Consider the following 21,550-nt stretch of genomic DNA (forward strand, 5'->3'; position numbering starts at 1 on the left):
CTCCGAAATGCGGAGTTTTTGAAGCGGTTGTATGAATGGAATACCGCTACATGATCGGAGTCGGGCATGGACGACTATCCGCTTCTCAACATCTTCTGGACGATGCTGTACCTGTTCCTGTGGATCATGTGGTTCTTCCTACTCTTCAAGATCATCACGGACATCTTCCGTGACCACAGCCTCGGCGGCTGGGGGAAGGCGGGATGGCTGATCTTCGTCATCATCCTGCCCTTCCTGGGCGTGTTCATCTACCTCATCGCCCGGGGCAAGAGCATGGGCGAGCGCGACCTGAAGCAGGTCCAGGAGAACGAGGCCGCCTTCCGGGACTACGTCCAGAAGACGGCGGGCTCCGGCGGCAGCGCGGACGAACTGCACAAGCTCTCCGCCCTCAAGGACAAGGGCGACATCACGCAGGAGGAGTTCGACCGCGCCAAGGCCAAGCTCCTGGCCTGACCGGTCGGGTCGTCAGACGACGAGGAGCGGAACGAGCAGCGCGAAGGCGGCCCCTGCCTCCACGGCGTAGTTGTACAGCGAGGGGTGCTGGACCGGGGCGGCCAGCAGGACGACGCTCTGCTGGGTGGTGGCGGCCGCCACCCAGTCGCCGTCGGCGCCGAGGTTGCCCTGGTACCAGCCCTCGCAGGAGCCGGGCCCGGTGACGGCGAGGAGGTCGTCCTCGCGGCGGTAGAAGGCCTGCCAGCCGGCGGCCGGAACGGACCAGCCCTCGAAATCGGTGAACAGCGCCCAGCCGCCCTCGCGTATCGCGGTGTCGAAGAGCCAGACCGGGGTCCCCTCCGCAGTCACCTCACCGCCGGCCTGCTGGTCCGTGGTGAAGTGCACCATGGGAAGGGCGTCGGGCCCGTCGGCGGTGCTGGGCCAGGCGTACATCGTGATCATCTTCTGATTCTGTCCTGGTCGAGGTAAGTCCGGTGTTACGGGGCGCCCGTCACGAGGTGACCGGACGCCGGCCGTTCTCCAGTTCAGCGGCGCCCTCGCCCGACTGCGCGATCCGGTAGGCCTCTTGGACGCGCAGTCCGAGCAGTTCGGGCAGGTAGGCGGCGAGTTCGGCGGGCTCGACCAGTCGCCAGGAGACCAGCTCCTCCTCCTGCAGCGCGACGGAAGCGAGCTGGGCCTCGTCGAGTACGCCTCCGTCGTAGACGTAGGCGACCAGGGGCGGGCGACCGGGGCCCAGCACCCAGTCGACGGCCAGAAGACGGCCGAGCGGGAGGTCGAGGCCGATCTCCTCGGCACTCTCGCGCCGAGCCGCGGTGCGCGGCGACTCGTCCTGGTCCGACTCGATGGTTCCGCCCGGCAGGGCCCAGCCCTCGCGGTAGTTGGGCTCGACGAGCAGGACCCGGCCCTCGGCGTCCCGGTAGAGGGCGGCCGCGCCGGCCAACACCCGGGGCAGGCTCGCGATGTACGTGGCGTAGTCATCTGCGGTGGTCACGCCGCAACCCTAATTCCTTCGTCACGAGCGCGGTGGGGCCGGGTGGCACGGGGCGTTCGGTCCGCTCGACACCCAATGGGCACCCCATGACGATTGTTTGACTGATGATATTATTACCCCTCGCCCGGGTCACTCACCCCCGCCCTGCGGCACCAAGGGCTCCGGCAACTGGTGTGTCTCCGGGCCGTCGGACTGGTGGTCCACTGCCGACGTCCTGCTCTCGGCAGTTCAGATCGTCAGGCACCCGCCGACGGTCTTCCGCACTCGGAGATTGAAGAAAAACCCCTCCATGCAGAACGCAGCAGCCCCGGCACGCGACGCGGCCGACCGGCCGGTACCCGTGCTGTCCGTCGTCATCCCGATCTACAACGAGCAGGAGGCCCTGCCCCTGACCGTGGCGCGCCTGCGTCCGATCTTGGACGGCATGGGGATCAGCTACGAGGTCGTCGGCATCGACGACGGTAGCACCGACGCCACTCCGATGATCATGCAGAAGATCCGCCAGGAGTGGCCCGAGCTGCGCATCGTGCGCTTCGCCCGCAACTCCGGACACCAGGCCGCGCTGACCGCCGGCATCCACCGGGCCCACGGCGAGTACGTCGTGAGCATCGACGCCGATCTCCAGGACCCGCCGGAGAAGATCGTCGAGATGTACGAGCTGGCCCGCGAGAAGAACCTGGACATCGTCTACGGCGTCCGCGGCGACCGCGGCACCGACACCTTCTTCAAGCGGCGCACGGCCGGCGTCTACTACTGGCTGATGCGCAAGCTCGTCGGCAAGAACATGCCCAACCAGGCCGGCGACTTCCGCCTGCTCAGCCGGGCCGCCGTCGACGCGCTCAAGTCCCTGCCCGAGCACCAGCCGGTCTACCGGCTGCTCGTGCCGTGGCTCGGATTCAGCAGCGGCGAGGTCGTCTACGTCCGTGAGGAGCGGGTCGCGGGCAGCACCCACTACCCGCTGTCCAAGATGATCCGCCTGGCCCTGGACAGCATCACCAACTTCTCCGCCAGCCCGCTGCGGCTCGCCACCTGGCTCGGCCTGCTGAGCTTCGTGATCTGCTTCGGCCTGGGGATCTACACCACCGTCCAGTACGCGCTCGGCGCGACCGTCCCCGGCTGGGCCTCGCTGTTCATCGGCATGGTCTTCCTCGGCGGCGTCCAGCTCGTCTGCGTCGGCCTCCTCGGCGAGTACATAGGCCGGATCTACTCCGCCGTGCAGGCCCGGCCCGCCTACTTCGTCGGCTACGACTCCGCCGAGGACACCGCGGCCGCCGAGCACGACCAGCGCGTCGCCGAATACGCGGCCTGACCCCGGCGCCCCGGACCGGGGCGCTCCCGGCCGGCCCCGTCCGGGGCCGGCCGACGCACAGCAGGTAGGGAAGACACCGAACACATGGGTACAACTGGCAGCGTCGCGCCCGAGCGGACCGGCCCCGGGGCGCGGCCGCTGAGCGGCTCGTCCCCGTCCCTCAGGAGCGACCGGCCCGGACCGCACGCGTTCTGGCGCTTCCTGCCGGCGGCCGCCGCGTACCTCCTCCTGGTCTCCCTGCTGTTGGCCTCGGACACCACGCCCAGCGACGTCGCCCGGTACACCTTCTACGTGCTCTGGGGCGTCATGCTCCCCGGCACGCTGGTCTTCCGGGCGCTTCGCCGACGGCCGCACACGCTGATCGAGGATCTCGCCTTCGGTGCGGTCCTCGGCCTCGTCCTGGAACTGGCCGCCTGGGCGGTCCTCGTCGGGGCGGGCGCCCAGGCGCTCGCCCTCGCGTGGCCGCTCGCCGTGGTGATCCCCTTCGCGGCCGTGCCGAAGCTCCGCCGGCACTGGCGTCCGCGCGGGTACACCAGCCCGTCGCTCGGCTGGTCCTGGTCGCTCTCCGGGGCGGTGATGCTCAGCAGCGTCTACTTCCACCAGGTCTTCCTGTCCCTGTATCCGGTGATCCCGGACAAGGAGAACAGCAGGCTGTTCAATGACATGCCGTACCTGCTGTCGCTCGCCGCGAACGCGAAGCACAACGTCCCGCTGACCTTCCCCCAGGCTTCCGGCGAGCCCCTGCACTACCACTGGTTCACCTTCGCCCACATGGCGATGACCGACATGGTCGGTCACATCGACCTCGCGGTGGTCGAGTCCAGGCTCATGGTCCCCGCGCTGGCGGCGCTCGGCATGGTGATCGCCGCCGTGGTGGCCCACCGGCTCATCGGGCGGGCCTGGGCGGGGCCGCTGGCCGCGCTGCTGGTCTTCGCGGTCGCCGAGTTCACCGCCGTCTACCCCAACCCCGTGCCCACCTGGACCTTCGGCGCCCCCGCCGTCCGGCTGATGTCCTGGTCCAGCCTCTCCCTGACGTACAGCCAGCCACTGCTGATCGCGCTGATGGGGGTCATCGGCGACGCGCTGCGCAGGAGTCGCAAGGAGGGCCCGTCAGCCGCGGACGGCGAGGGCGCCGACCGGGTCCCGTCCTTCGGCCGCGAGGTGTACGTCCTCGTCGCGCTGTTCGCCCTGGCCTCCACTGCGGCCAAGGCGAGCACCCTGCCCGTCACCCTGGCCGGCCTGGCCCTGACCGGCTTCGTCCTGCTGATCACCACCCGGCGCATCCCGTGGCAGGTGGTCGGGCTGGGCGCGATCCTCGGCGGTGCCCAGCTCTTCGCGACGGCGGTCATATTCAACTTCGAGAGCTACGGGCTGGAGATCATCCCGTTCGGCAACATCCGCGGCTACTGGGCGGATCAGGGGAACCTGCGCTCACCGGCGTTCCAAGCCCTCGTCGTCGTGGGCACGCTGGTCGCCTTCCTGCTCAACCACCAGCTGAAGCTGCTCGGCATGATCCCGTTGATCTCGAAGCGGCGCTTCCGGCTGGAACCCGTCCAGTGGTTCCTGCTCGGCGCCTCCGTGGCGGGGCCGTGTGCCTACCTGGCCGTCAACGGCTACAACGCCAGTTACTTCACGCTCGCCTCGCTGCCCTTCGGGGCCGTGCTCTCGGCCTGGGGCTTCTGCGAGACCTTCGAACGCGCTTCGCTCGGCGCGCGGGGCAAGGCCGCACTCGCCTTCGGCGTGCTCGCCTTCTCCGCGCTGCTCACCTTCGGGATCTACCGCTACTCCGGCCGCTGGTCGTCCTACGTGCTGCGGCTCGCCGGCGACGCGGGGCGCAAGGGCACCTCCTACTCCGTGCTGTTGCCCGCGCTCGCGCTGGCCGCGGCACTGGCCCTGGCCGCCCTGGTCGGCGCGGTCCTGTGGCGGCTCGGCGGCCGGGCGTGGCCCGCGCTGCGCGGCCGCGGCGCGATCGTCCTGCTGGCCGCCGCCCTCACGGCCGGCACCCCGGGTCTCTTCCACGACGTCCTGCAGTCCCGGGAATCCCTGTGGTCGTTCTCCTACGTCATGCCCCGCTCGCACGTGCAGGCGGCGCGCTGGATCCGCGCCCACAGCGAGCCGTCGGACGTGCTGGCCACCAACAGTCACTGCTGGCAGGTGGAGGGGCCGCTGCCCCCAGGGGCGAAGTGCGAAGAAAACACCCGCTCCCAGTGGCTCAGCGCGTTCTCCGAGCGGTCGGTGCTGATCGAGGGCTGGGGCTACGCGCCGCGGGCCATGGCCCTGTCGGGCGGCGGGGCCGCCTACTACGGCCCCTTCTGGGACCAGGAACTGTTCCGGTTCAACGAGGACGCCGTCTACCGGCCGACGCCCGAGATCCTGCGCCGGCTCCACGACCGGTACCACGTCCGCTACATCGTGGCGCACCGCCCGTCGGGCGCCGAGTCGCCGCTCCTGGCCGACCTCGCGAAGAAGGTCTACGACAACGGTCGGCTGGCGGTGTACGAGCTGTCCTGACGGGCTCGCAGACACCGCCGGAGGCCCGGGGTCCGCACAGGCGTCACGCCTGCGGGGACCCCGGGTCTTCGCCGTCCTCGTGTTCCCGTACCCCGGACCGGGACCCGGCCACGCGCCGCAGCCGGGGGTGGCGGGCCGCCCCCTGTTCGGTGATGGCGTCGCCGACCATGGCCCGGACCGCGTCCCGCATCCCGTGCAGGGGGTGGTGGCGGGCGGGTCCGGCGCCGGGGTCGGTGCGGAGTTCCTTCACCAGGGCCCAGCAGAGCAGCATCATGACGATGACGAAGGGCAGCGCGACCAGGATGGTGGCGGTCTGCAGGGACTTCAGGCCGCCCGCGACGAGGAGCACCGCGGCGACGGCGGCCATCAGCACGCCCCAGGTGACGACGAGCCAGGTGCACGGGTTGAGGGAGCCGCGGCTGGTGAGCGAACCCATCACCAGCGAGGCCGAGTCGGCGCTGGTGACGAAGTAGGTCATGACCAGGACCATGGCGACCCACGAGGTGACCGCGGAGAGCGGCAGGGCGTCCAGCATCGCGAAGAGCGAGGCCTCCGTACCGTCCTTGATCTCGGCGGCGAAGTCGACGGCGCCGGTGGAGTCGAGGCGGATGGCGGTGCCGCCCATGACGCAGAACCAGATGACGGTGGCCCCGCTGGGGACGAGCAGCACGCCGATGAGGAACTCGCGGATGGTGCGGCCGCGCGAGATGCGGGCGATGAAGGTGCCGACGAAGGGGGCCCAGGAGAGCCACCAGGCCCAGTAGAAGATCGTCCACGCGCCGAGCCACTTGGAGTCGGTGAAGGCGCCGGTGCGGCTGGCCATGGGCACCAGCTCGCTCAGGTACCCGCCGACACCGGCGGGGATCACGTCGAGGATGTAGACGGTGGGGCCGAGCACGAAGACGAAGAGCATCAGGGTGGCGGCGAGCACGATGTTGATGGTGCTGAGCCACTTCACCCCCTTGTGCAGGCCGGAGAAGGCGGAGAGGACGAAGGCCGCCGAGAGCGAGCCGATGATGACCAGTTCGACGGTGACGGAGTCCTCGATGCCGGTGGTGAGGCTGAGCCCCTTGGAGACCTGGAGCGCGCCGAGGCCGAGGCTGGTGGCGGTGCCGAAGACGGTGGCGAAGACGGCCAGAAGGTCGACGGCCTTGCCGGGCCGGCCGTTGGCCCGCTGCTCGCCGATCAGGGGGACGAAGGCGGAGCTGAAGCGGTTGCCGCGGCCCTTGCGGAAGGTCGCGTAGGCCAGGGCGAGGCCGGCGATGCCGTAGATCGCCCAGGGGGTGAGGGTCCAGTGGAAGAAGGAGTACTCCATGGCCGCGAGGGCGGCGGCGCCGGTGCGGGGGGCCGCCCCGGAGGCCGGGGGTGGGGCCAGGTAGTGGGTGAGCGGCTCCCCCACCCCGTAGAACATCAGGCCGATGCCCATCCCGGCACTGAACATCATCGCGATCCACGCGAGGTTGGTGAACTCGGGCTCGGAGTCGTCGGCGCCGAGGCGGATCCGGCCGAACCGGCTGATCGCGAGGACGACGCACATGACGAGGAAGACGTCGGCGGCGATCACGAACAGCCAGGCGAAGTTGCCCAGCACCCAGGAGAGCGCGGTGCTCGACGCCGTGTCGAAGGAGTCCCCGGCCAGGGCCGCCCAGGCGACGACGGCCAGCACGGCGATCACACCCACGGTGACGACGGCATGGTCGGGCGCGCCGTCCGAGGGGCCGCCGGACCCGCCTCCCGGGGTGTCCGGACGTGGCTGTTCCAGTGATTCCGCGCTCATGCGGCCACACTATGCAGGCGTATATCCCTATTTAGGCGCATGGTGCGCCGGGTGTGGCCCAGGCCACTCATGGGCATAGGAGGATCCTCCGGATAAGCTCATGGCGGCGCGACTGCACTGTTCGATAGCAAGGGATAGCAAAGGTGACGGACGGAGCAGTAACTGAGGCCGCGCGCGTACTCATCGCCGCGGACAAATTCAAGGGCTCGCTCACGGCCGTTCAGGTCGCGGAGCGGGTGACGGCCGGTCTTCGCAGGGCCGTACCGGACCTGGAGATCGAGACCCTCCCCGTCGCGGACGGCGGCGACGGAACGGTCGCGGCAGCCGTGGCAGCGGGCTTCGAGCGCAGGGAGGTACGGGTCACCGGACCCCTCGGCGACCAGGTCACGGCCGCCTTCGCGCTGCGCGGGGGCACCGCGGTGGTCGAGATGGCGGAGGCCTCCGGGCTGCAGCTGCTGCCGGCGGGCACTTTCGCCGCGCTGACGGCGACCACGTACGGCTCGGGCGAGCTGCTCAAGGCCGCGCTGGACGCGGGCGCGCGCTCGATCGTCTTCGGCGTGGGCGGCAGTGCCACCACCGACGGCGGCGCCGGCATGCTGGCCGCGCTGGGCGCCGTGTTCCTGGATGCGAACGGCGAACCGGTCGGTCCGGGTGGCGGTGCGCTGGCCAAGCTGGCCTCCGCCGACCTGTCCGGCGTCGACCCGCGCTTCGCGGAGGTGGAGTTCGTCCTCGCGAGCGACGTGGACAACCCGCTGACCGGCCCGAAGGGCTGCGCCGCGGTGTACGGCCCGCAGAAGGGTGCGTCGCCCGAGGACGTGGCGACGCTCGACGCGGCGCTGGCGCACTTCGCGGTGGTGCTGGAGAAGTCGATCGGCGCGAAGGCCGCCGAGTGCGCGGTACTCCCGGGTGCCGGTGGTGCGGGCGGCATCGGCTACGGGGCCCTGCTGCTCGGCGCGGCGTTCCGTCCGGGCATCGAACTGATGCTGGACGTGCTGGGCTTCGCCCCCGCGCTGGAGCGGGCCACGCTGGTCATCACCGGTGAGGGCTCCCTGGACGAGCAGACCCTGCACGGCAAGGCCCCGGCGGGCGTCGCGGCCGCGGCGCGCGCGGCGGGCAAGCCCGTGGTGGCCGTCTGCGGCCGGCTACTGCTGACCCAGGAGGCGCTGGAAGGGGCCGGCATCCGCAAGGCGTACCCGCTCACGGACCTGGAGCCCGACCCGGCCAAGTCCATCCCGAACGCGGGTCCCCTGCTGGAGCAGGTCGCGGCCAACATCGCCGCCGACGTGCTCTGATCCGGCCGTCTGCCCGGACCCCGCATCTCAGCCTCGCCAGGGGGTACCTCCCAGCGGTAGCTGGGGGAGTTTGAGGCGCGGGTCCGGGCGGAGCCCGGAGGCCGTCGGTGCTGCCGGCGAGGCTGAATTCGGGCGGGGCTACCGCAGAAGGTCGGCCGTGGTGACCACGCGGGCGAAACCGCCGCCCTCGAGGTTCACCGCGGTGGCGGTGGCGAGTTCGTCCGCCGTCAGGGCGAGGCCCGCCGGCCCGGCGAGGTCGAAGGTGTGCGTGGCGTCGAGCGGGACGAGCACGTCATAGCCCAGGTTCCCCGCCATCCGGGCCGTGGTCTCGACGCACATGTTGGTCTGGATGCCGACCAGCACCAGCTGGCCGATGCCCCGGGCCTTCAGCCAGTCGGCCAGGTCCGGGGTGCCGTAGAAGGCCGAGTTCACCGTCTTGGTGACCACCAGGGCCCCCTGGCTCCGCTTCTCCACCAGGTCCTTGAAGGCGTGGCCGGGGTGGTCGGCGGCGAGGACCGAACCCGGCTGCACGGAGGCGTGCCGGACCAGGACCACCGGGCGGCCGGCCGCCTGCCAGGCGTCCATCAGGGCCGCGATGTTGTCCTCGGCCGCAGGATTGTTGCGGGGCCCCCAGAAGGACTCCTCGTCGAAGCCCTTCTGCACGTCGATGACCAGCAGGGCACTGTTGGGGGCGATCTCGATCGCGGTCGTCGTCATGGCTCCATGCTGTCCGCCGGGCCGCCGGCCCGACAGCGCCCTCGAGGCCCCGTACCGATGGGATCCTGCCAGCCTGGCAGTTCTGGCCGCCTGGCAGACTGGCCGGATGCGCCGTGTCGCGATCGTCGTCCAGCCCGGTATCCGCAGCTTCGACCTCGCCGTCATCACCGAGGTCTGGGGCCCCAACCGCAGCCGCGCCGGGGTGCCGGGCTTCGAGCTGCGCCGGTGCGCCCTGGAGCCCGGTCCGATCCCGCTGCCCGGCGGCCTGACCCTGGCCCCCGACCGGGGACTGGACTGGCTGGCGACCGCGGACCTGGTCGTCGTACCGGCGCTGGCCGAGCCGGCCGATCCGACGCCCGCGCCGGTCCTCGCCGCCCTGCGCGAAGCGCACGGCCGGGGCGTGCCGGTCGCCGCCTTGTGTGCCGGGGCGTTCATCCTGGCGGAGGCCGGTCTACTGGAGGGCCGCCGGGCGGTCACCCACTGGTGGCTGGCCCCGCAGCTCGCCGCCCGCTATCCGGGGATCGTGGTCGAGGACGCCCCGCTCTACGTCGAGGACGGCGGGCTGTGGACCTCCGCCGGGGTGGCCTCCGGGATCGACCTGTGCCTGCACCTCGTCCGGGAGGCGCACGGCGCCGAGGCCGCCGCCGCCATCGCCCGCTCCATGGTGACCGGCCCCTTCCGCACCGGGGACCACGCCCAGTACCTGGACCGGCCCGTCCCGGCCGCGGACCGGACGGCCGAGGCGCTGGCCGCCGTACGGGCGCGCGCCCTGCGTTCGCTGCACGAGCCCCTGTCCGTGGCGACCATGGCCGGCTGGGCCGGGATGTCCCCGCGGTCCTTCGCCCGGCACTTCACCGCCGCCACCGGCACCACCCCGCACCGGTGGCTGCTGGGCCACCGGCTGGACGCGGCCCGCAAGCTGCTGGAACGCACCGACCATCCGGTGCCGGAAGTGGCCCGGCGGGCCGGTTTCGCCAGTGAGGTCACCTTCCGCCAGCACTTCACCGCGTGCGTCGGCCTCGGCCCGCGCGCGTACCGGGCGGCCTCCTGTGCACCAGCAGCCGCACCAAACCCTCCGGACAGTGTTAGAAAGGGCTCATGACCGGACGTTTTGGTCGCCAGCCGACCGGGTGGGGCTCGCGCCTGTTCGCGCGGCTGTCCCGGTGGGCACACAGCGTCGCCGGTCAGGTCTTCGCCCTCCAGGCGATGATCGTCCTCCTGCTGATCGCCGCTGCGGCCGCGGCCCTGGTGTTCCAGGCCCGGTACGACAGCGAACGCGACGCCCGCCACCGCGCGCTCACGGCGGCCGAGTCCTTCGCGCACTCCCCCGGTATCGCGGCGGCACTGCTCTCGACGGATCCGACTGCCCTGCTCCAACCGCTGGCCGAGGCCGCCCGCCGGGGCTCGGGCGTCGACTTCATCGCCGTCATGAACACCGCCGGGATCCGCTACACCGACTCGCGCCCCGAGCTGATCGGCAAGCGGGCCACCGGTGACCTCAGCCGCGCCCTCGCCGGACGTGCCTTCACGGAGACCTTCCGGGGCGAGCCGAGCGATGCCGTCCGGGCCGTCGTCCCGATCCGCAATGCCGACGGCGTCGTCATCGGCCTGGTCGGCACCGGCATAGACGTCGAGAACGTCTCCCAGGTCGTCGAGGGCCAGCTCCCGCTCCTGCTCGGGGCGGCCGCGGGAGCCCTGCTGCTCGGCACCGGTGGCGCCGCCCTGGTCAGCCGCCGGCTGCGGCGCCAGACCCGCGGCCTGGGCGCCGCCGAGATGAGCCGGATCAACGAGCACCACGAAGCCGTCCTGCACGCCGTCCGCGAGGGCGTGGTCATCATCGACGCCGACCAGCGGCTCGTCCTGGCCAACGACGAGGCCCGCCGGCTGCTCGACCTGCCGCCCGCCCCCGAGAACCGGCACGTCACCGAGCTCGGCCTCGACCCGCGCACCGCCGAACTGCTCGCCTCCGGCCAGGTGGTGACGGACCACGTGCACCTGGCGGGCGACCGGCTGCTCGCCGTCAACGTACGGCCCACCGCGCAGTACAAGGGCATGTCCACCGGCAGCGTCGTGACCCTGCGCGACTCCACCGAGCTCGCCGCGCTCTCCGGCCGGGCCGCGGTCGCCCGTGGTCGGCTCCAGCTGCTCTACGACGCCGGCGTGCGGATCGGCACCACCCTGGACGTGGTGCGGACCGCCGAGGAGCTGTCGGAGGTCGCCGTCCCCCGGTTCGCGGACTTCGTCACGGTGGAACTGCTGGAGCCGGTGCTGCACGGTGACGAACCCTCCTTGGTCACCGGCATCTACACGGAGATGCGCCGGGCCGCCATCACCGGCGTGCGGGCCGACTCGCCCCTCCAGCCGGTCGGCGACATCATCCGGTTCGTCTTTCCGACGGCCCCGATGGCGGCGGCCCTGGACGCCGGGCACGCGGTGCTCGCGGCCGATCTGAACGCGGCCATGGGCTGGCGGGCCCAGGACTCCCAGGGCACCCGGGTGGCGCTCGACTACGGGCTGCACTCGCTGATCTGCGTACCGCTCCAGGCCCGGGGCGTGGTCCTGGGCATGGCCAACTTCTGGCGGGCCGCCGACACCCCGGACGCCTTCGACGAGGAGGACCGGTCCTTCGCGGCGGAGCTGGGTGCGCGCGCCGCCGTCTCCATCGACAACGCCCGCCGCTTCACCCGCGAGCACGCGATGGCCGTGACGCTCCAGCGCAGCCTCCTGCCCCGGGTGCTGCCCGCCCAGAACGCCGTGCACGTCGCCTCCCGCTACCTGCCCGCGAAGGCGGGGGTCGGCGGGGACTGGTTCGACGTGATCCCGCTGCCGGGCGGCCGGGTGGCGCTGGTCGTCGGCGATGTCGTCGGCCACGGGGTGCACGCCGCGGCCACCATGGGCCGGCTGCGGACCGCGGTGCACAACTTCTCCACCCTGGACCTGCCCCCCGACGAGCTGCTCGGACACCTGGACGAGCTGATCAACCGGATCGACCAGAACGAAACCGGGCGGGGGCTCGCGGGCGGGGGCGCGGAGGAGAGCCCCGAGGACTCCCCGGACCGGGCCGCCGAGCCGGCCGGGGTCACCGGTGCCACCTGTCTCTACACGGTCTACGATCCGGTCTCCGGGCGGTGTCTGATGGCCAGCGCCGGCCATCCCGGGCCGGCGCTGATCCGCCCCGGTGGGGCGGTCGAGTTCCCCGAGCTGCCGGCCGGGCTGCCCCTGGGCGTCGGCGGCATGCCGTTCGAGGCCTCCGAGTTCACGCTCCCCGAGGGGAGCCGGCTGGTGCTGTTCACCGACGGTCTGGTGGAGGACCGCGACCGGGACTTCGACACCGGACTGCGGCTGCTGCGCGAGGCGCTGGCACGGCCCGACCGCAGCCCCGACCAGGCCTGCTCGGACGTGCTCGCCACGATGCTGTTCCCGGTACCGAGCGACGACATCGTCCTGCTGGTCGCCGACACCCGGCGGTTGGAGGCCGACCGGATCGCCGAGTGGGAGGTGCCGGGCGAGGCCTCGGCCGTCTCGCGCGTGCGCAACGCGGGTGCGGCGCAGCTCGCCGCCTGGGGGCTGGACGAGCTCTCCTTCCCCGCCGAGCTGATCCTCAGCGAGCTGATCACCAACGCCATCCGGCACGGCAGCGCGCCCGTACGGGTGCGGCTGCTGCGCGACCGCGCCCTCGTCTGCGAGGTCTCCGACGGCAGCAGCACCTCACCGCACCTGCGGTACGCCACGACCACGGACGAGGGTGGGCGCGGACTGTTCCTCGTCGCCCAGTACGCCGCCCGGTGGGGCACCCGTTACACCGAGCGCGGCAAGGTCATCTGGGCCGAGCTGCCGCTGACCGGGGGCCCGGAGCCCCTGGTGCCGGACCCGCTGGACCTGGACGCGCTGGAGGACCTGGCCTGGTGACCTGCGGTCCGGGGTGCGGACGCGGCTCGACCGGGGCCAGGGGCCGGGACCCGGGGCCGGGGCCGGGGGTCACACCGCCCGGGTGCGGGCCAGCAGCACGGCGACGTCGTCCTGCTGGGCGCTGGGCAGCAGCCGCCGCAGGATCCCGTCGCACAGCTCGTCCAGGGGCTGCTCCACCCGGTGCAGGGCCCCCGCCAGCTGGGCCATGCCCTGGTCGAGGTCCCGGTCCCGGGCCTCGATGAGGCCGTCGGTGTAGAGCACGAGCAGGCTCCCCGGCGGCAGCCGTACCTCCTCGGTGCGGAAGTCCTGCCCGCCCGTGCCCAGCGGGGTCCCGGGCGGGCCGTCGAGGAAGGTGATGGCTCCGCCCGGGGTGACCACGGCGGGCGGCGGGTGGCCGGCCCGGGCGATCACGCAGGTGCCGGAGGCCGCGTCGTGGACGGCGTACACGCAGGTGGCCATCTCGTCCTCGCCCAGGTCGGCCACGACGGCGTCGAGCGAGCGGAGCAGCCGCGCCGGGGGCACGTCGTGGCGCGCGAGGGTCCGTACCGCCGTGCGCAGCTGCCCCATGACGGCGGCGGCGTGGACGCCGTGGCCCATGACGTCCCCGATGACCAGCCCGGTCCGGTCGCCGGGCAGCGGGATGACGTCGTACCAGTCCCCGCCGACGTCGTGATCGCTGGCGGGCAGGTAGCGCCCGGTGAGTTCGAGGCCCGGGACCTCGGGCAGCGCGCTGTTGGTGAGGCTGCGCTGGAGGGTCAGGGCCGCCTGGCGCTGGAGGGTGTACATCCGGGCGTTGTCGATGTTGAGGGCCGCGCGGGCGACCAGCTCGTCGACGAGGACGCAGTCCTGCTCGTCGAAGGGTTCCCGCTCGCGCGTGCGGGTCACGGCGACGGCGCCGAGCACGGTGCCGCGGGCGACGAGCGGGACCAGTCGGGCCGAGCCCAGGGTGGCGAGGTAGGTGCGCAGTGCCTCGGCGCGCGGGGAGGTGATCAGCGCCGGGATGTCGGCGAGGTAGAGGTTCATGGGCCGCCCCTCGGCGATGACCTGCTCGTAGGTGGTGCCCATGGGGATCTGGAAGGTCTGGCCGGGGGCGAGTTTCGCGGTGGGGGCGGTCGGGTCGGGGAAGTGGGCGGCCAGGCGGCGCAGGACGCCGCGCGTGGAGGCCGCGGGGACGGGGCCCTCGTCGGGGAGCAGGACCGCTTCGAGCAGCTGTACGTCGGCCGAGTCCGCGAGCTGCGGCACCAGCACGTCCACGATCTCCCGGGCGGTCTGGTGGAGGTCCAAGGTGGTGCCGATGCGGGTGCCCGCTTCGGCGAGCAGGGCGAACCGGTGCCGGGCCCGTTCGGCGTCGGCCTGGGCCTGCTGGCCCTCGGTGATGTCGATGAGCGAGGCGATCACGCCGAGGGCGCGGCCGGAGCCGTCCAGCAGCGGGGCGTACGAGCAGGACCAGGTTCGGTCGTTCTCCGGGTCGGCGGGGGTCCGCCCGGTGCGGCGGACGTCGACCACGGCGGTGCCCCGGTCCAGGACCTGTCGCATGGTGGCTTCCAGCGCGTCGGCGTTGACCCCGGGCACGACCTCGGTGAGCCGCTTGCCGAGGTGCTCGGCGGCGGAGACGCCGTTCATCCGGGCCAGGGCGTCGTTGACGCGGAGGAACCGCAGGTCGGTGCCGAGGGTGGCGAGGCCGATGGGCGACTGGGTGAACAGGCTCTGGAGGGCGGCGAGGGAGTCCCGCATGTGGAGCACCTCGGAGGTCTCCACGGCAATGAGCATGGCCCCGGTCCTGCCCTGCGGGTCGGCGGCGGGGACGATCCACATCTCCATCGGTACGCGGTGGCCGTCGCGGTGGCGCACGGGCAGGGTGCCGACGACGGTCTCGCCGGACTGGACGCGGCGGGTCAGCTGGTCGGCGAGCTCGTGGTTGGCCTCGGGGACGAGCACGGCGCTGCCGGGGAGGCCGATGATGTCCTCGGGGCGGTGTCCGAGGAGGTCCTGGGCGGCCAGCGACCACTCCACGATGCGCCCGTCGGCGTCCTCCCGCCACAGCGCGATCGGTAGCAGCTCGCTGAGTACGCCCGCGTACCCGACAGCCGCGGGCGGCGGGTTCGGCACCTCGCTCGTCGCCTGGTAAGTGTCCAACGCACCGACCTCACCCCGGGGGGCCTGATTCCTACCGATTCACCCTATCCGAGGCGTGGGCGCGGGGCTCTGTGTCGGCCGGTCCCGACCGGGTCGCGGGCTCCCCGGACCGCCCTTGCGCGCAGCGCCCTCCTTCCTCATACGACCACCACCTCGACGCAGGCCACGGGGTTGCAGCCGTAGCCGCGGGCGTTCCACGGGGGCCGCGGCGGCTGTGTGTCGCCGCGGGCGTCGGTGGCGCGGGAGACCAATCGGTACGGTCCGGGCCGCTGCGGCGTCCACCGGTACGACCAGCTGCTCCAGCCGTAGGGGCCGGCGGGCGCTTCGAGGAGGGCCGCGTGCCAGCCGCGCTCGCGGTGGCGGTCGTCGTCCTCGTATTCGGCGCGGACCTCGACGCTCCGCAGCGGCACCCCGCCGCCCGACCAGGCGCGGCCGCGGACGAGGGTCTCGTGATCCCGGCACACGGCCGTGTCCGGTTCGGGTTCGGTGATGAGCGACTTGACCCGCACGCCGGCCACCGGGCCCTCGGGGGTGCCGCGGGAGGCCTCGTAGAGGTACTCCTCGCTCTGGAAGACCCCGGTGAACGGGCGGGTCACGGCCCGGGCCCCGACCAGCCACTTCACATCGGCGACCGCGTAGCGGCCGGGGACCAGCAGGCGGACCGGCGCCCCGTGCTCGGGGGCGAGCGGCTCCCCGTTCATGCAGGTGACGAGGAGGGTATCCGGGTGGAGGGCCACGGCGAGCGGGAGACTGCGCTCGAAGGCCGCCCGGCGGCCGCGCACCGGGCCGGAGTCGGCTCCGGTGAAGACGACCTCCGCGGCCGAGGGTCCGATCAGGGCCCGTTCGGCGAGGAGCCGGAAGGGCACTCCGGCGAAGTGCGCGCAGCCCACCGCCCGTTGGCCCCACTGCAGGCCGGGCGGGCTGGGTGTCATCAGGCTGCGTCCGTTGCCCGCGCACTCCACGACCACGTCGAGTTCCCGGTGGTCCATCGCGAGCAGCTCTTCGTAGCCGAGGACGAAGGGGGCGGCCGCGGCGCCGGCGACCCGCAGTCGCCAGCGGCCCGGTGGGATCCGCGGGATGCCGAAGTGGTCGCGTACGAAGAAGGCTCCGACGGGGGTGACCGGCTCGGCCAGCGCGGCCGAGGGGGTCTGCGCGTTGTACGGGTCTGCGGTAACCGTTTCGGGCGCCCAGACCGTGGCGCCGGGCCCTCGGGCCGCTCCTGAAACCGGCCATGTGGTCATGGCAGCACCTTCCGTCGGGCTCGTACCGAGCGCGACGCGGATTTCTTTACAGACTACGTCCTGGCAAAGCCTTGACTGGGTGCGAATTGGGAGGAAACTCATCAATACACCGGATAACCGGAAAGAGCCGCACCTCCCTCTGGAGACGTCCTCAGGCCCGCGTGACCCTTGTCCAGGCTCTGGCCAGGCCCCCGGCAGCACTCGTCGACCAGGGGAGCCATCGGCGACGGCGGATGGCTCATGGAAACGACGGACTGCCGGGGACTGTCATGTCCTCGTGCGGCCGGGCTGCCCCACGGCTCCCCGGCCCCCTACGCCTGAACGACGGCGGCCGGTCCGGACTGCTGCTGGCGAGGGAGCGTCGGGAGCGTGCGGGGCGCGTCGGTGGCGCCGAGGACGCCCGCGATGCCCCGGGCGAGGCAGGGGATCCGGTGCGCCGGGATACCCGCGATGTTGATCCGCCCCGAGGTCGTGCCGTAGACGGCGTACTGCCTGCGCAGGCGCAGCATCTGCTGCGCGGACAGCGGCAGCATCGAGAACATGCCCTTCTGACGGGCGAGCGAGCGCGCCTGGTCCGCGCAGCCGAGCGCGCTCAGGTGGGCGATCAGATCCGCCCGGTTGTCCATGATCCGGCCGCGCATGACCTCCAGCTCCGCCCGCCAGGCGGCCCGCAGCCCCTCGTCCTCGAGGATCGTGGTCACGACGGCAGCGCCGTGCTCGGGCGGCATCGAGTAGAGCGTCCGGGCGGCGTTCTGCAGGGCGGTCTCGGCGTGCCGGACCGCCTGGCCCGAGGCGCCGAGCACGATGGCGCAGCCGACGCGGTCGCTGTAGAGGCCGAAGTTCTTCGAGCAGCTGACCGCGATCAGCATTTCCGGCACCCGCGCCGCCAGCATCCGCGTGGGCAGCAGGTCGGCCTCCAGGCCGTCGCCGAGCCCGTGGTAGGCGAGGTCGACGAAGGGCACCCAGCCGCGGCGGGCGGCCGAGTCGGCGAGCGCCTCCCAGTCGTCCAGCAGCGGGTCGACGCCCGTGGGGTTGTGGGCGCAGCCCTGGAGCAGGACCACGTCGTCCCGCTGTGCGTCCTGCAGTTCCCGCAGCACACCGGCCGTGTCGAAGCGGCCCTCGGCGTCGCGCCAGCCGAACGGGCGCACGCGCAGCCCGGCGGCCTCCAGGATGGGCCGGTGGTTGACGTAGGCCGGATCGCTGATCCACACCGTGGTGCCGGGCCGGGTCCGGCAGATCAGGTCGGCCAGCAGCCGCAGCGCGCCCGAGCCCGCGACGGTCTGGACGGCCGCGGCCCGGTCGGTCGGCCCGGCCGGGCCCAGGACCAGCTCCAGCAGGGAGCGGTTGAAGGCGGCGTTGCCGGAGAGCCCGCGGTACTCCTTGGAGTCGGAGCGCTCCGCCAGGCGGATCTCGGCCTCGCGGACGGCGGCCATGACGGGGGTGGTGCCCGTCTGGTCCCGGTAGACCCCGAGGACGAGGTTGAGGCGTTCGGGCCGCTCGTCGCTGCCGAACTCGTAGGTCAGGTCCCACAGCGGGTCGGTGGGCGGCGTGGGGAGGAGCTCAAGCATCTGCGGGAACCTTGGGTCGAGGGCGGCGGTTGGCGAGGACGACGCCGGTGGTGATGAGGGGGACGCCGACGAGGACGGCGGGGGTCGGCGTCTCGCCGAGGAGCGGGACGGCGAGCAGGACGACGGCGACGGGGCTGAGGCTGCCGAAGACGGCGCTGCGCTCGGCGCCGAGGCGGCGGATGGCGAAGGCGTAGAGCAGGCCCGCGCACAGGCCGACCCCCAGCCCCTGCACGACGAGGAACAGCGCGATGTCGCTGCCCGCCGCGTGCGCGATGCCGGTGGGGAGCACCCCGGTCAGCGCCAGGACCCCGATCACCGCGAAGGAGGGCAGGCACAGCAGTCCGATCGACCCGATCGGGTCGAGGTCGACCTCGCGCAGCCCCACGGTGTAGAGGGCCCAGAGGCCGCTGGCCACCAGGAGCGTGCCGGCGCCGGCCAGTACGTCGGTGTCGACGGGCACGACGTAGCGCCAGACGAGGGCGACCACACCGGCCGCGATCAGGGCGAGCCCGGCGGCCTGCGTGCCCCGGGGCGCGCCGTGGCCACGGCGGATCATGATCACGGAGACGAACAACGGGACCATGCCGGGGACGATGGATCCGACGAAGGCGGCGGACGTCAGTGCGCCGCCGTGCATCGCGGCCAGGAAGAACGGCACCCCGGCACCACAGACGATCTTCACGGCGGGGCCCGGGCGCACCGCGGCGATGGCGCGCCGGCGCCGCCACAGGGCGGGGAACAGGACGACGAGGGGGACGCCGAAGCGGAGCAGCGCCGCGTCGGCGGGCAGCAGGGAGGAACCGCCGAGGGCCCGGGCGCTGAGCGCGAAGGCCGCCCAGATCGACACGGTGACCAGCAGGGCCAGCACGCCCTCGGTCTGTGGGGAGAGCCCGCGCCGGCCGGGGTGTCCGGCCCGCGGGCCCGCCGCATCGGGAGGCAGGGTCGCCCGGGTGGTGTTCGTCGCGACCAAGGAATTGCTCCAGCCTCTGAGACCCGGACCGATCCGGTCCGTGCTGGGGCAACGCTAGGGCTTGGGGCGGGGCAGCCGATTGCCAGTTCTGTCTCTCGGACATACGTTTGGGGCAGAATCTGCCAAGGAGTGCTGTGGACGCAGTGGATCTACAGATCATCAGGGAGTTGCAGGCCGACGGGCGCCTGTCCAACCAGGACCTCGCCGACCGCGTCCGGCTGTCCCCCTCGCCCTGCCTGCGCCGGGTGAGGCGGCTGGAGGAGGCGGGCCTGATCCGCGGCTACACGGCCATGGTCGACCAGGTCGCCTTCGGGCTCCCGGTCACCGTCTTCGTCCGGATCCGCCTGGAACGCCATACGGCGGAGGCGGTGCGGCTGTTCGAGGAGCACGTCGCGGTCATCGAGCACATCCAGGACTGCTACCTGATGGCGGGCAGTAGCGACTACCTGCTCCGGATCGTCATCGAGGACCTGGAGGCCTACGAATCCCTGGTGCGCCACCGGATCCACGCCATCCCCGGGATCGCCTCGATCGAATCGAGCTTCGCGTTCGGCAGCGTCAAGCAGTCCCGTACCTATCCGCGGCCCGCCCCGGGCGCCTCCGGGCGCTCACCGCGCTGACGACGGCCCGGCGGGCGGCCCGGCGGGCGGCTCAGGAGGCGGCCGCCACCGCCGCCTCGAAGGCCTCGTAGGCGGCTGCGTCGAAGAGCACGAACCGCGCTTCCTGCACCTCGGTACGGGCGCGGCGCACCGTCTCCACCGCGATCCGCGCCCCGTCGTCCATCGGCCAGCCGTAGATGCCGGTGGAGATGGCCGGGAACGCGACCGTACGGGCCCCCAGCTCGTCGGCGATGCGCAGCGACTCGCGGTAGCAGGAGGCCAGCAGCGCCGACCGGTCCTCCTCCCGCGACCAGACCGGGCCCACCGTGTGGATGACGTGCTCGGCGGCGAGCCGCCCGGCCGTGGTGGCGACGGCCCGGCCGGTCGCCAGCCCCTTGCCGTAGTGCGAACGCCGCAGGTCCTCGCAGGCCGCGAGGATCTCCGGTCCACCGCGCCGGTGGATGGCGCCGTCGACCCCGCCGCCGCCGAGCAGCGAGGAGTTCGCCGCGTTGACGATCGCGTCGGCCTTCTCCGCGGTGATGTCGCCGCGGACCAAGGTGATGCGGACCATCAGGATCCCTTTCGTAGGTGCCGCCAGACCGCCTTGGCCGCGTTGTGGCCGGACATGCCGTGGACGCCCGGGCCCGGCGGGGTGGCCGAGGAACAGAGGAAGACGGCCGGGTGCGCCGTCGTGTACGGGGTGAGGGAGATCTTGGGACGCAGGAGGAGCTGGAGGCCCGAGGCGGCCCCGCAGGCGATGTCCCCGCCGACGTAGTTGGGGTTGCGGGCGGCGAGTTGGGGCGGGCCGGCCGTGGCGCGGGCGAGCACCAGGTCGCGGAAGCCCGGGGCGAAGCGCTCCAGTTGGGATTCGACGGCCTCGGTGAGGTCTCCGTCCCAGCCCGCGGGGACGTGTCCGTACGCCCAGAACACGTGCTTGCCCTCGGGCGCCCGGCCGGGGTCGACCAGGCTGGGCTGCGCAGTGATGAGGAAGGGGGAGCGCGGGGCCCGCCCGCCGGAGGCGAGCTGGAGGGCGGCGTCGATGTCGCGGGCGCGCGGGCCGACCTGGACGGTGCCGGCGCGGCGCGGCGCCTCGGCCGTCCACGGGACCGGGCCGTCCAGCGCGTAGTCGATCTTGAACACGGAGGCGCCGTACCGGTAGCCGTCGTACGCGCGCCCCAGGCGGGCGATGCGGGCCAGCGCGGTCGGCGAGGTGTCGAAGACGTAGGTGCGGGCGGGCGGGAGGTCATCGAGCCGCTTGACCTCGAAGCCGGTGTGGACGGTCCCGCCGAGGTCGCGCAGATACCCGGCGAGTGCGTCGGACACGGACTGCGAGCCGCCGCGCGGCATCGGCCAGCCGTTCGCGTGCGCGGCCAGTGCGAAGACCAGGCCCACCGCACTGGTGGCGATCCCGCCGAGCGGTGCGATGACGTGGGCCACCAGGCCCGCGAACAGTGCGGGGGCCCGCTCGTCGCGGAAGCGGCTCAGCAGCCAAGTGGAGGGCGGCAGTCCGGCGAGCCCGAAGCGGGCGAGCGTGAGCGGGTCCCGGGGCAGCGCGGTGCTCGGCAGGGACATGAAGTCCCGGGCCAGGGTGTCCCATTTGCCGAGGAAGGGCCCGACCAGACGCCGGTAGGCGCCCGCGTCGCGCGGCCCGAAGGACGCCGCCGTCTCCGCGACCGAATGGGACAGGACCGCGGCCGTGCCGTCGTCGAAGGGGTGCGCCATGGGCAGCGGGGCGTGCAGCCACTCCAGCCCGTACCGCTTCAGCGGCATGGTGGCGAAGACCGGCGAGCCGGCCCCGAGCGGGTGCACCGCCGCGCAGGGGTCGTGCCGGAAGCCGGGGAGGGTGAGCTCCTCGGTCCGGGCGCCGCCGCCGACCGTGCCGGCGGCTTCGAAGACGGCCACCGAGAAGCCGCGCCGGGCCAGTTCGACGGCGGCGGTCAGCCCGTTCGGCCCCGCCCCCACCACGACCACATCGAGAATCGACGGCACTTGCGACTCCTTCGTCTCCGGCGGCGCCTGCGCCTCCAGGATATTCCGCTGCCCGGACCGCCCGGACCCGACCGGGCCCGCCGGGACC

At 72.7% G+C, this 21,550-nt stretch carries 17 protein-coding genes; 7 read left to right on the forward strand and 10 right to left on the reverse strand.

All coding sequences use genetic code 11. The annotated features are described in order from the left end of the window. Positions 1-66 precede the first annotated feature (66 nt). On the forward strand, positions 67-453 hold the full coding sequence (locus tag OG207_RS09610) for an SHOCT domain-containing protein (RefSeq protein WP_329097669.1): 387 nt from the start codon (positions 67-69) through the stop codon (positions 451-453). A 12-nt stretch (positions 454-465) separates the two neighbouring features. Here the strand turns inward: OG207_RS09610 and OG207_RS09615 are convergent, their stop codons facing one another. Further along, positions 466-894, reverse strand: coding sequence for a hypothetical protein (locus OG207_RS09615; protein ID WP_329097671.1), 429 nt, complete (start codon positions 892-894; stop codon positions 466-468). A 49-nt stretch (positions 895-943) separates the two neighbouring features. Beyond that, positions 944-1,444: an NUDIX hydrolase gene (locus tag OG207_RS09620; protein ID WP_329097673.1), complete on the reverse strand. Its 501-nt coding sequence runs from the start codon at positions 1,442-1,444 to the stop codon at positions 944-946. Positions 1,445-1,733: 289 nt separating this feature from the next. On the opposite strand from OG207_RS09620, the gene OG207_RS09625 reads away from it, so the two are divergent. Continuing rightward, complete coding sequence (locus OG207_RS09625) at positions 1,734-2,753, forward strand: glycosyltransferase family 2 protein (RefSeq protein ID WP_329097675.1); 1,020 nt, start codon at positions 1,734-1,736, stop codon at positions 2,751-2,753. An 84-nt stretch (positions 2,754-2,837) separates the two neighbouring features. Then, complete coding sequence (locus OG207_RS09630; RefSeq protein WP_329097677.1) at positions 2,838-5,264, forward strand: hypothetical protein; 2,427 nt, start codon at positions 2,838-2,840, stop codon at positions 5,262-5,264. Between the two features lie 43 nt (positions 5,265-5,307). Here OG207_RS09630 and OG207_RS09635 read toward each other — a convergent pair whose 3' ends face one another. After that, on the reverse strand, positions 5,308-7,041 hold the full coding sequence (locus OG207_RS09635; protein ID WP_329097679.1) for a BCCT family transporter: 1,734 nt from the start codon (positions 7,039-7,041) through the stop codon (positions 5,308-5,310). 143 nt (positions 7,042-7,184) lie between these two features. On the opposite strand from OG207_RS09635, the gene OG207_RS09640 reads away from it, so the two are divergent. After that, complete coding sequence (locus tag OG207_RS09640) at positions 7,185-8,333, forward strand: glycerate kinase (protein WP_329097681.1); 1,149 nt, start codon at positions 7,185-7,187, stop codon at positions 8,331-8,333. A 138-nt stretch (positions 8,334-8,471) separates the two neighbouring features. Here the strand turns inward: OG207_RS09640 and OG207_RS09645 are convergent, their stop codons facing one another. Further along, the gene (locus OG207_RS09645; RefSeq protein WP_329097683.1) at positions 8,472-9,050 is read right to left on the reverse strand and encodes a cysteine hydrolase family protein; all 579 of its coding nucleotides are present in this window, start codon (positions 9,048-9,050) and stop codon (positions 8,472-8,474) included. 106 nt (positions 9,051-9,156) lie between these two features. Here OG207_RS09645 and OG207_RS09650 point away from each other — a divergent pair, with 106 nt between their 5' ends. Both OG207_RS09650 and OG207_RS09655 read left to right on the forward strand, forming a co-directional pair. After that, positions 9,157-10,152 (forward strand): GlxA family transcriptional regulator, encoded by a 996-nt coding sequence (locus OG207_RS09650; RefSeq protein ID WP_329097685.1) that lies wholly within the window; start codon positions 9,157-9,159, stop codon positions 10,150-10,152. Beyond that, positions 10,149-12,959: a SpoIIE family protein phosphatase gene (locus tag OG207_RS09655; RefSeq protein WP_329097687.1), complete on the forward strand. Its 2,811-nt coding sequence runs from the start codon at positions 10,149-10,151 to the stop codon at positions 12,957-12,959. The genes OG207_RS09650 and OG207_RS09655 overlap by 4 nt, the downstream gene beginning before the upstream one ends. 69 nt (positions 12,960-13,028) lie before the next feature. Here the strand turns inward: OG207_RS09655 and OG207_RS09660 are convergent, their stop codons facing one another. The 4 genes from OG207_RS09660 to OG207_RS09675 form a co-directional block, all read right to left on the reverse strand. Next, positions 13,029-15,095: a SpoIIE family protein phosphatase gene (locus OG207_RS09660; RefSeq protein ID WP_329097688.1), complete on the reverse strand. Its 2,067-nt coding sequence runs from the start codon at positions 15,093-15,095 to the stop codon at positions 13,029-13,031. A gap of 137 nt (positions 15,096-15,232) precedes the next feature. Further along, positions 15,233-16,336: a molybdopterin-dependent oxidoreductase gene (locus tag OG207_RS09665; RefSeq protein WP_329097689.1), complete on the reverse strand. Its 1,104-nt coding sequence runs from the start codon at positions 16,334-16,336 to the stop codon at positions 15,233-15,235. A gap of 311 nt (positions 16,337-16,647) precedes the next feature. Next, complete coding sequence (locus OG207_RS09670) at positions 16,648-17,904, reverse strand: amino acid aminotransferase (protein ID WP_329097691.1); 1,257 nt, start codon at positions 17,902-17,904, stop codon at positions 16,648-16,650. Then, complete coding sequence (locus OG207_RS09675; protein ID WP_329097693.1) at positions 17,897-18,874, reverse strand: DMT family transporter; 978 nt, start codon at positions 18,872-18,874, stop codon at positions 17,897-17,899. Before OG207_RS09675 ends, OG207_RS09670 begins: the two co-directional genes overlap by 8 nt. Positions 18,875-19,008: 134 nt before the next feature. Between OG207_RS09675 and OG207_RS09680 the strand changes: the two genes are divergently transcribed. Further along, positions 19,009-19,494: an Lrp/AsnC family transcriptional regulator gene (locus OG207_RS09680; protein ID WP_329097695.1), complete on the forward strand. Its 486-nt coding sequence runs from the start codon at positions 19,009-19,011 to the stop codon at positions 19,492-19,494. 31 nt (positions 19,495-19,525) lie between these two features. On the opposite strand, the gene OG207_RS09685 is transcribed toward OG207_RS09680, so the two are convergent. Continuing rightward, positions 19,526-20,044: an O-acetyl-ADP-ribose deacetylase gene (locus OG207_RS09685; protein ID WP_329097697.1), complete on the reverse strand. Its 519-nt coding sequence runs from the start codon at positions 20,042-20,044 to the stop codon at positions 19,526-19,528. Further along, positions 20,044-21,462, reverse strand: coding sequence for a phytoene desaturase family protein (locus tag OG207_RS09690; RefSeq protein ID WP_329097699.1), 1,419 nt, complete (start codon positions 21,460-21,462; stop codon positions 20,044-20,046). The genes OG207_RS09685 and OG207_RS09690 overlap by 1 nt, the downstream gene beginning before the upstream one ends. Between the last annotated feature and the right edge of the window lie 88 nt (positions 21,463-21,550).

It is taken from the genome of Streptomyces sp. NBC_01439, assembly GCF_036227605.1.
In the GTDB taxonomy this organism is placed as follows: Bacteria; Actinomycetota; Actinomycetes; order Streptomycetales; family Streptomycetaceae; genus Streptomyces.

Excerpts from the sequence above, each read along its gene's own strand:
- OG207_RS09670 (WP_329097691.1), bottom strand. The coding sequence starts at position 17,904 with ATGCTTGAGCTCCTCCCCACGCCGCCCACCGACCCGCTGTGGGACCTG.
- OG207_RS09665 (WP_329097689.1), bottom strand. The coding sequence starts at position 16,336 with ATGACCACATGGCCGGTTTCAGGAGCGGCCCGAGGGCCCGGCGCCACG.
- OG207_RS09615 (WP_329097671.1), bottom strand. The coding sequence starts at position 894 with ATGATCACGATGTACGCCTGGCCCAGCACCGCCGACGGGCCCGACGCC.
- OG207_RS09685 (WP_329097697.1), bottom strand. The coding sequence starts at position 20,044 with ATGGTCCGCATCACCTTGGTCCGCGGCGACATCACCGCGGAGAAGGCC.
- OG207_RS09635 (WP_329097679.1), bottom strand. The coding sequence starts at position 7,041 with ATGAGCGCGGAATCACTGGAACAGCCACGTCCGGACACCCCGGGAGGC.
- OG207_RS09650 (WP_329097685.1), top strand. The coding sequence starts at position 9,157 with ATGCGCCGTGTCGCGATCGTCGTCCAGCCCGGTATCCGCAGCTTCGAC.
- OG207_RS09610 (WP_329097669.1), top strand. The coding sequence starts at position 67 with ATGGACGACTATCCGCTTCTCAACATCTTCTGGACGATGCTGTACCTG.
- OG207_RS09625 (WP_329097675.1), top strand. The coding sequence starts at position 1,734 with ATGCAGAACGCAGCAGCCCCGGCACGCGACGCGGCCGACCGGCCGGTA.
- OG207_RS09630 (WP_329097677.1), top strand. The coding sequence starts at position 2,838 with ATGGGTACAACTGGCAGCGTCGCGCCCGAGCGGACCGGCCCCGGGGCG.
- OG207_RS09655 (WP_329097687.1), top strand. The coding sequence starts at position 10,149 with ATGACCGGACGTTTTGGTCGCCAGCCGACCGGGTGGGGCTCGCGCCTG.
- OG207_RS09645 (WP_329097683.1), bottom strand. The coding sequence starts at position 9,050 with ATGACGACGACCGCGATCGAGATCGCCCCCAACAGTGCCCTGCTGGTC.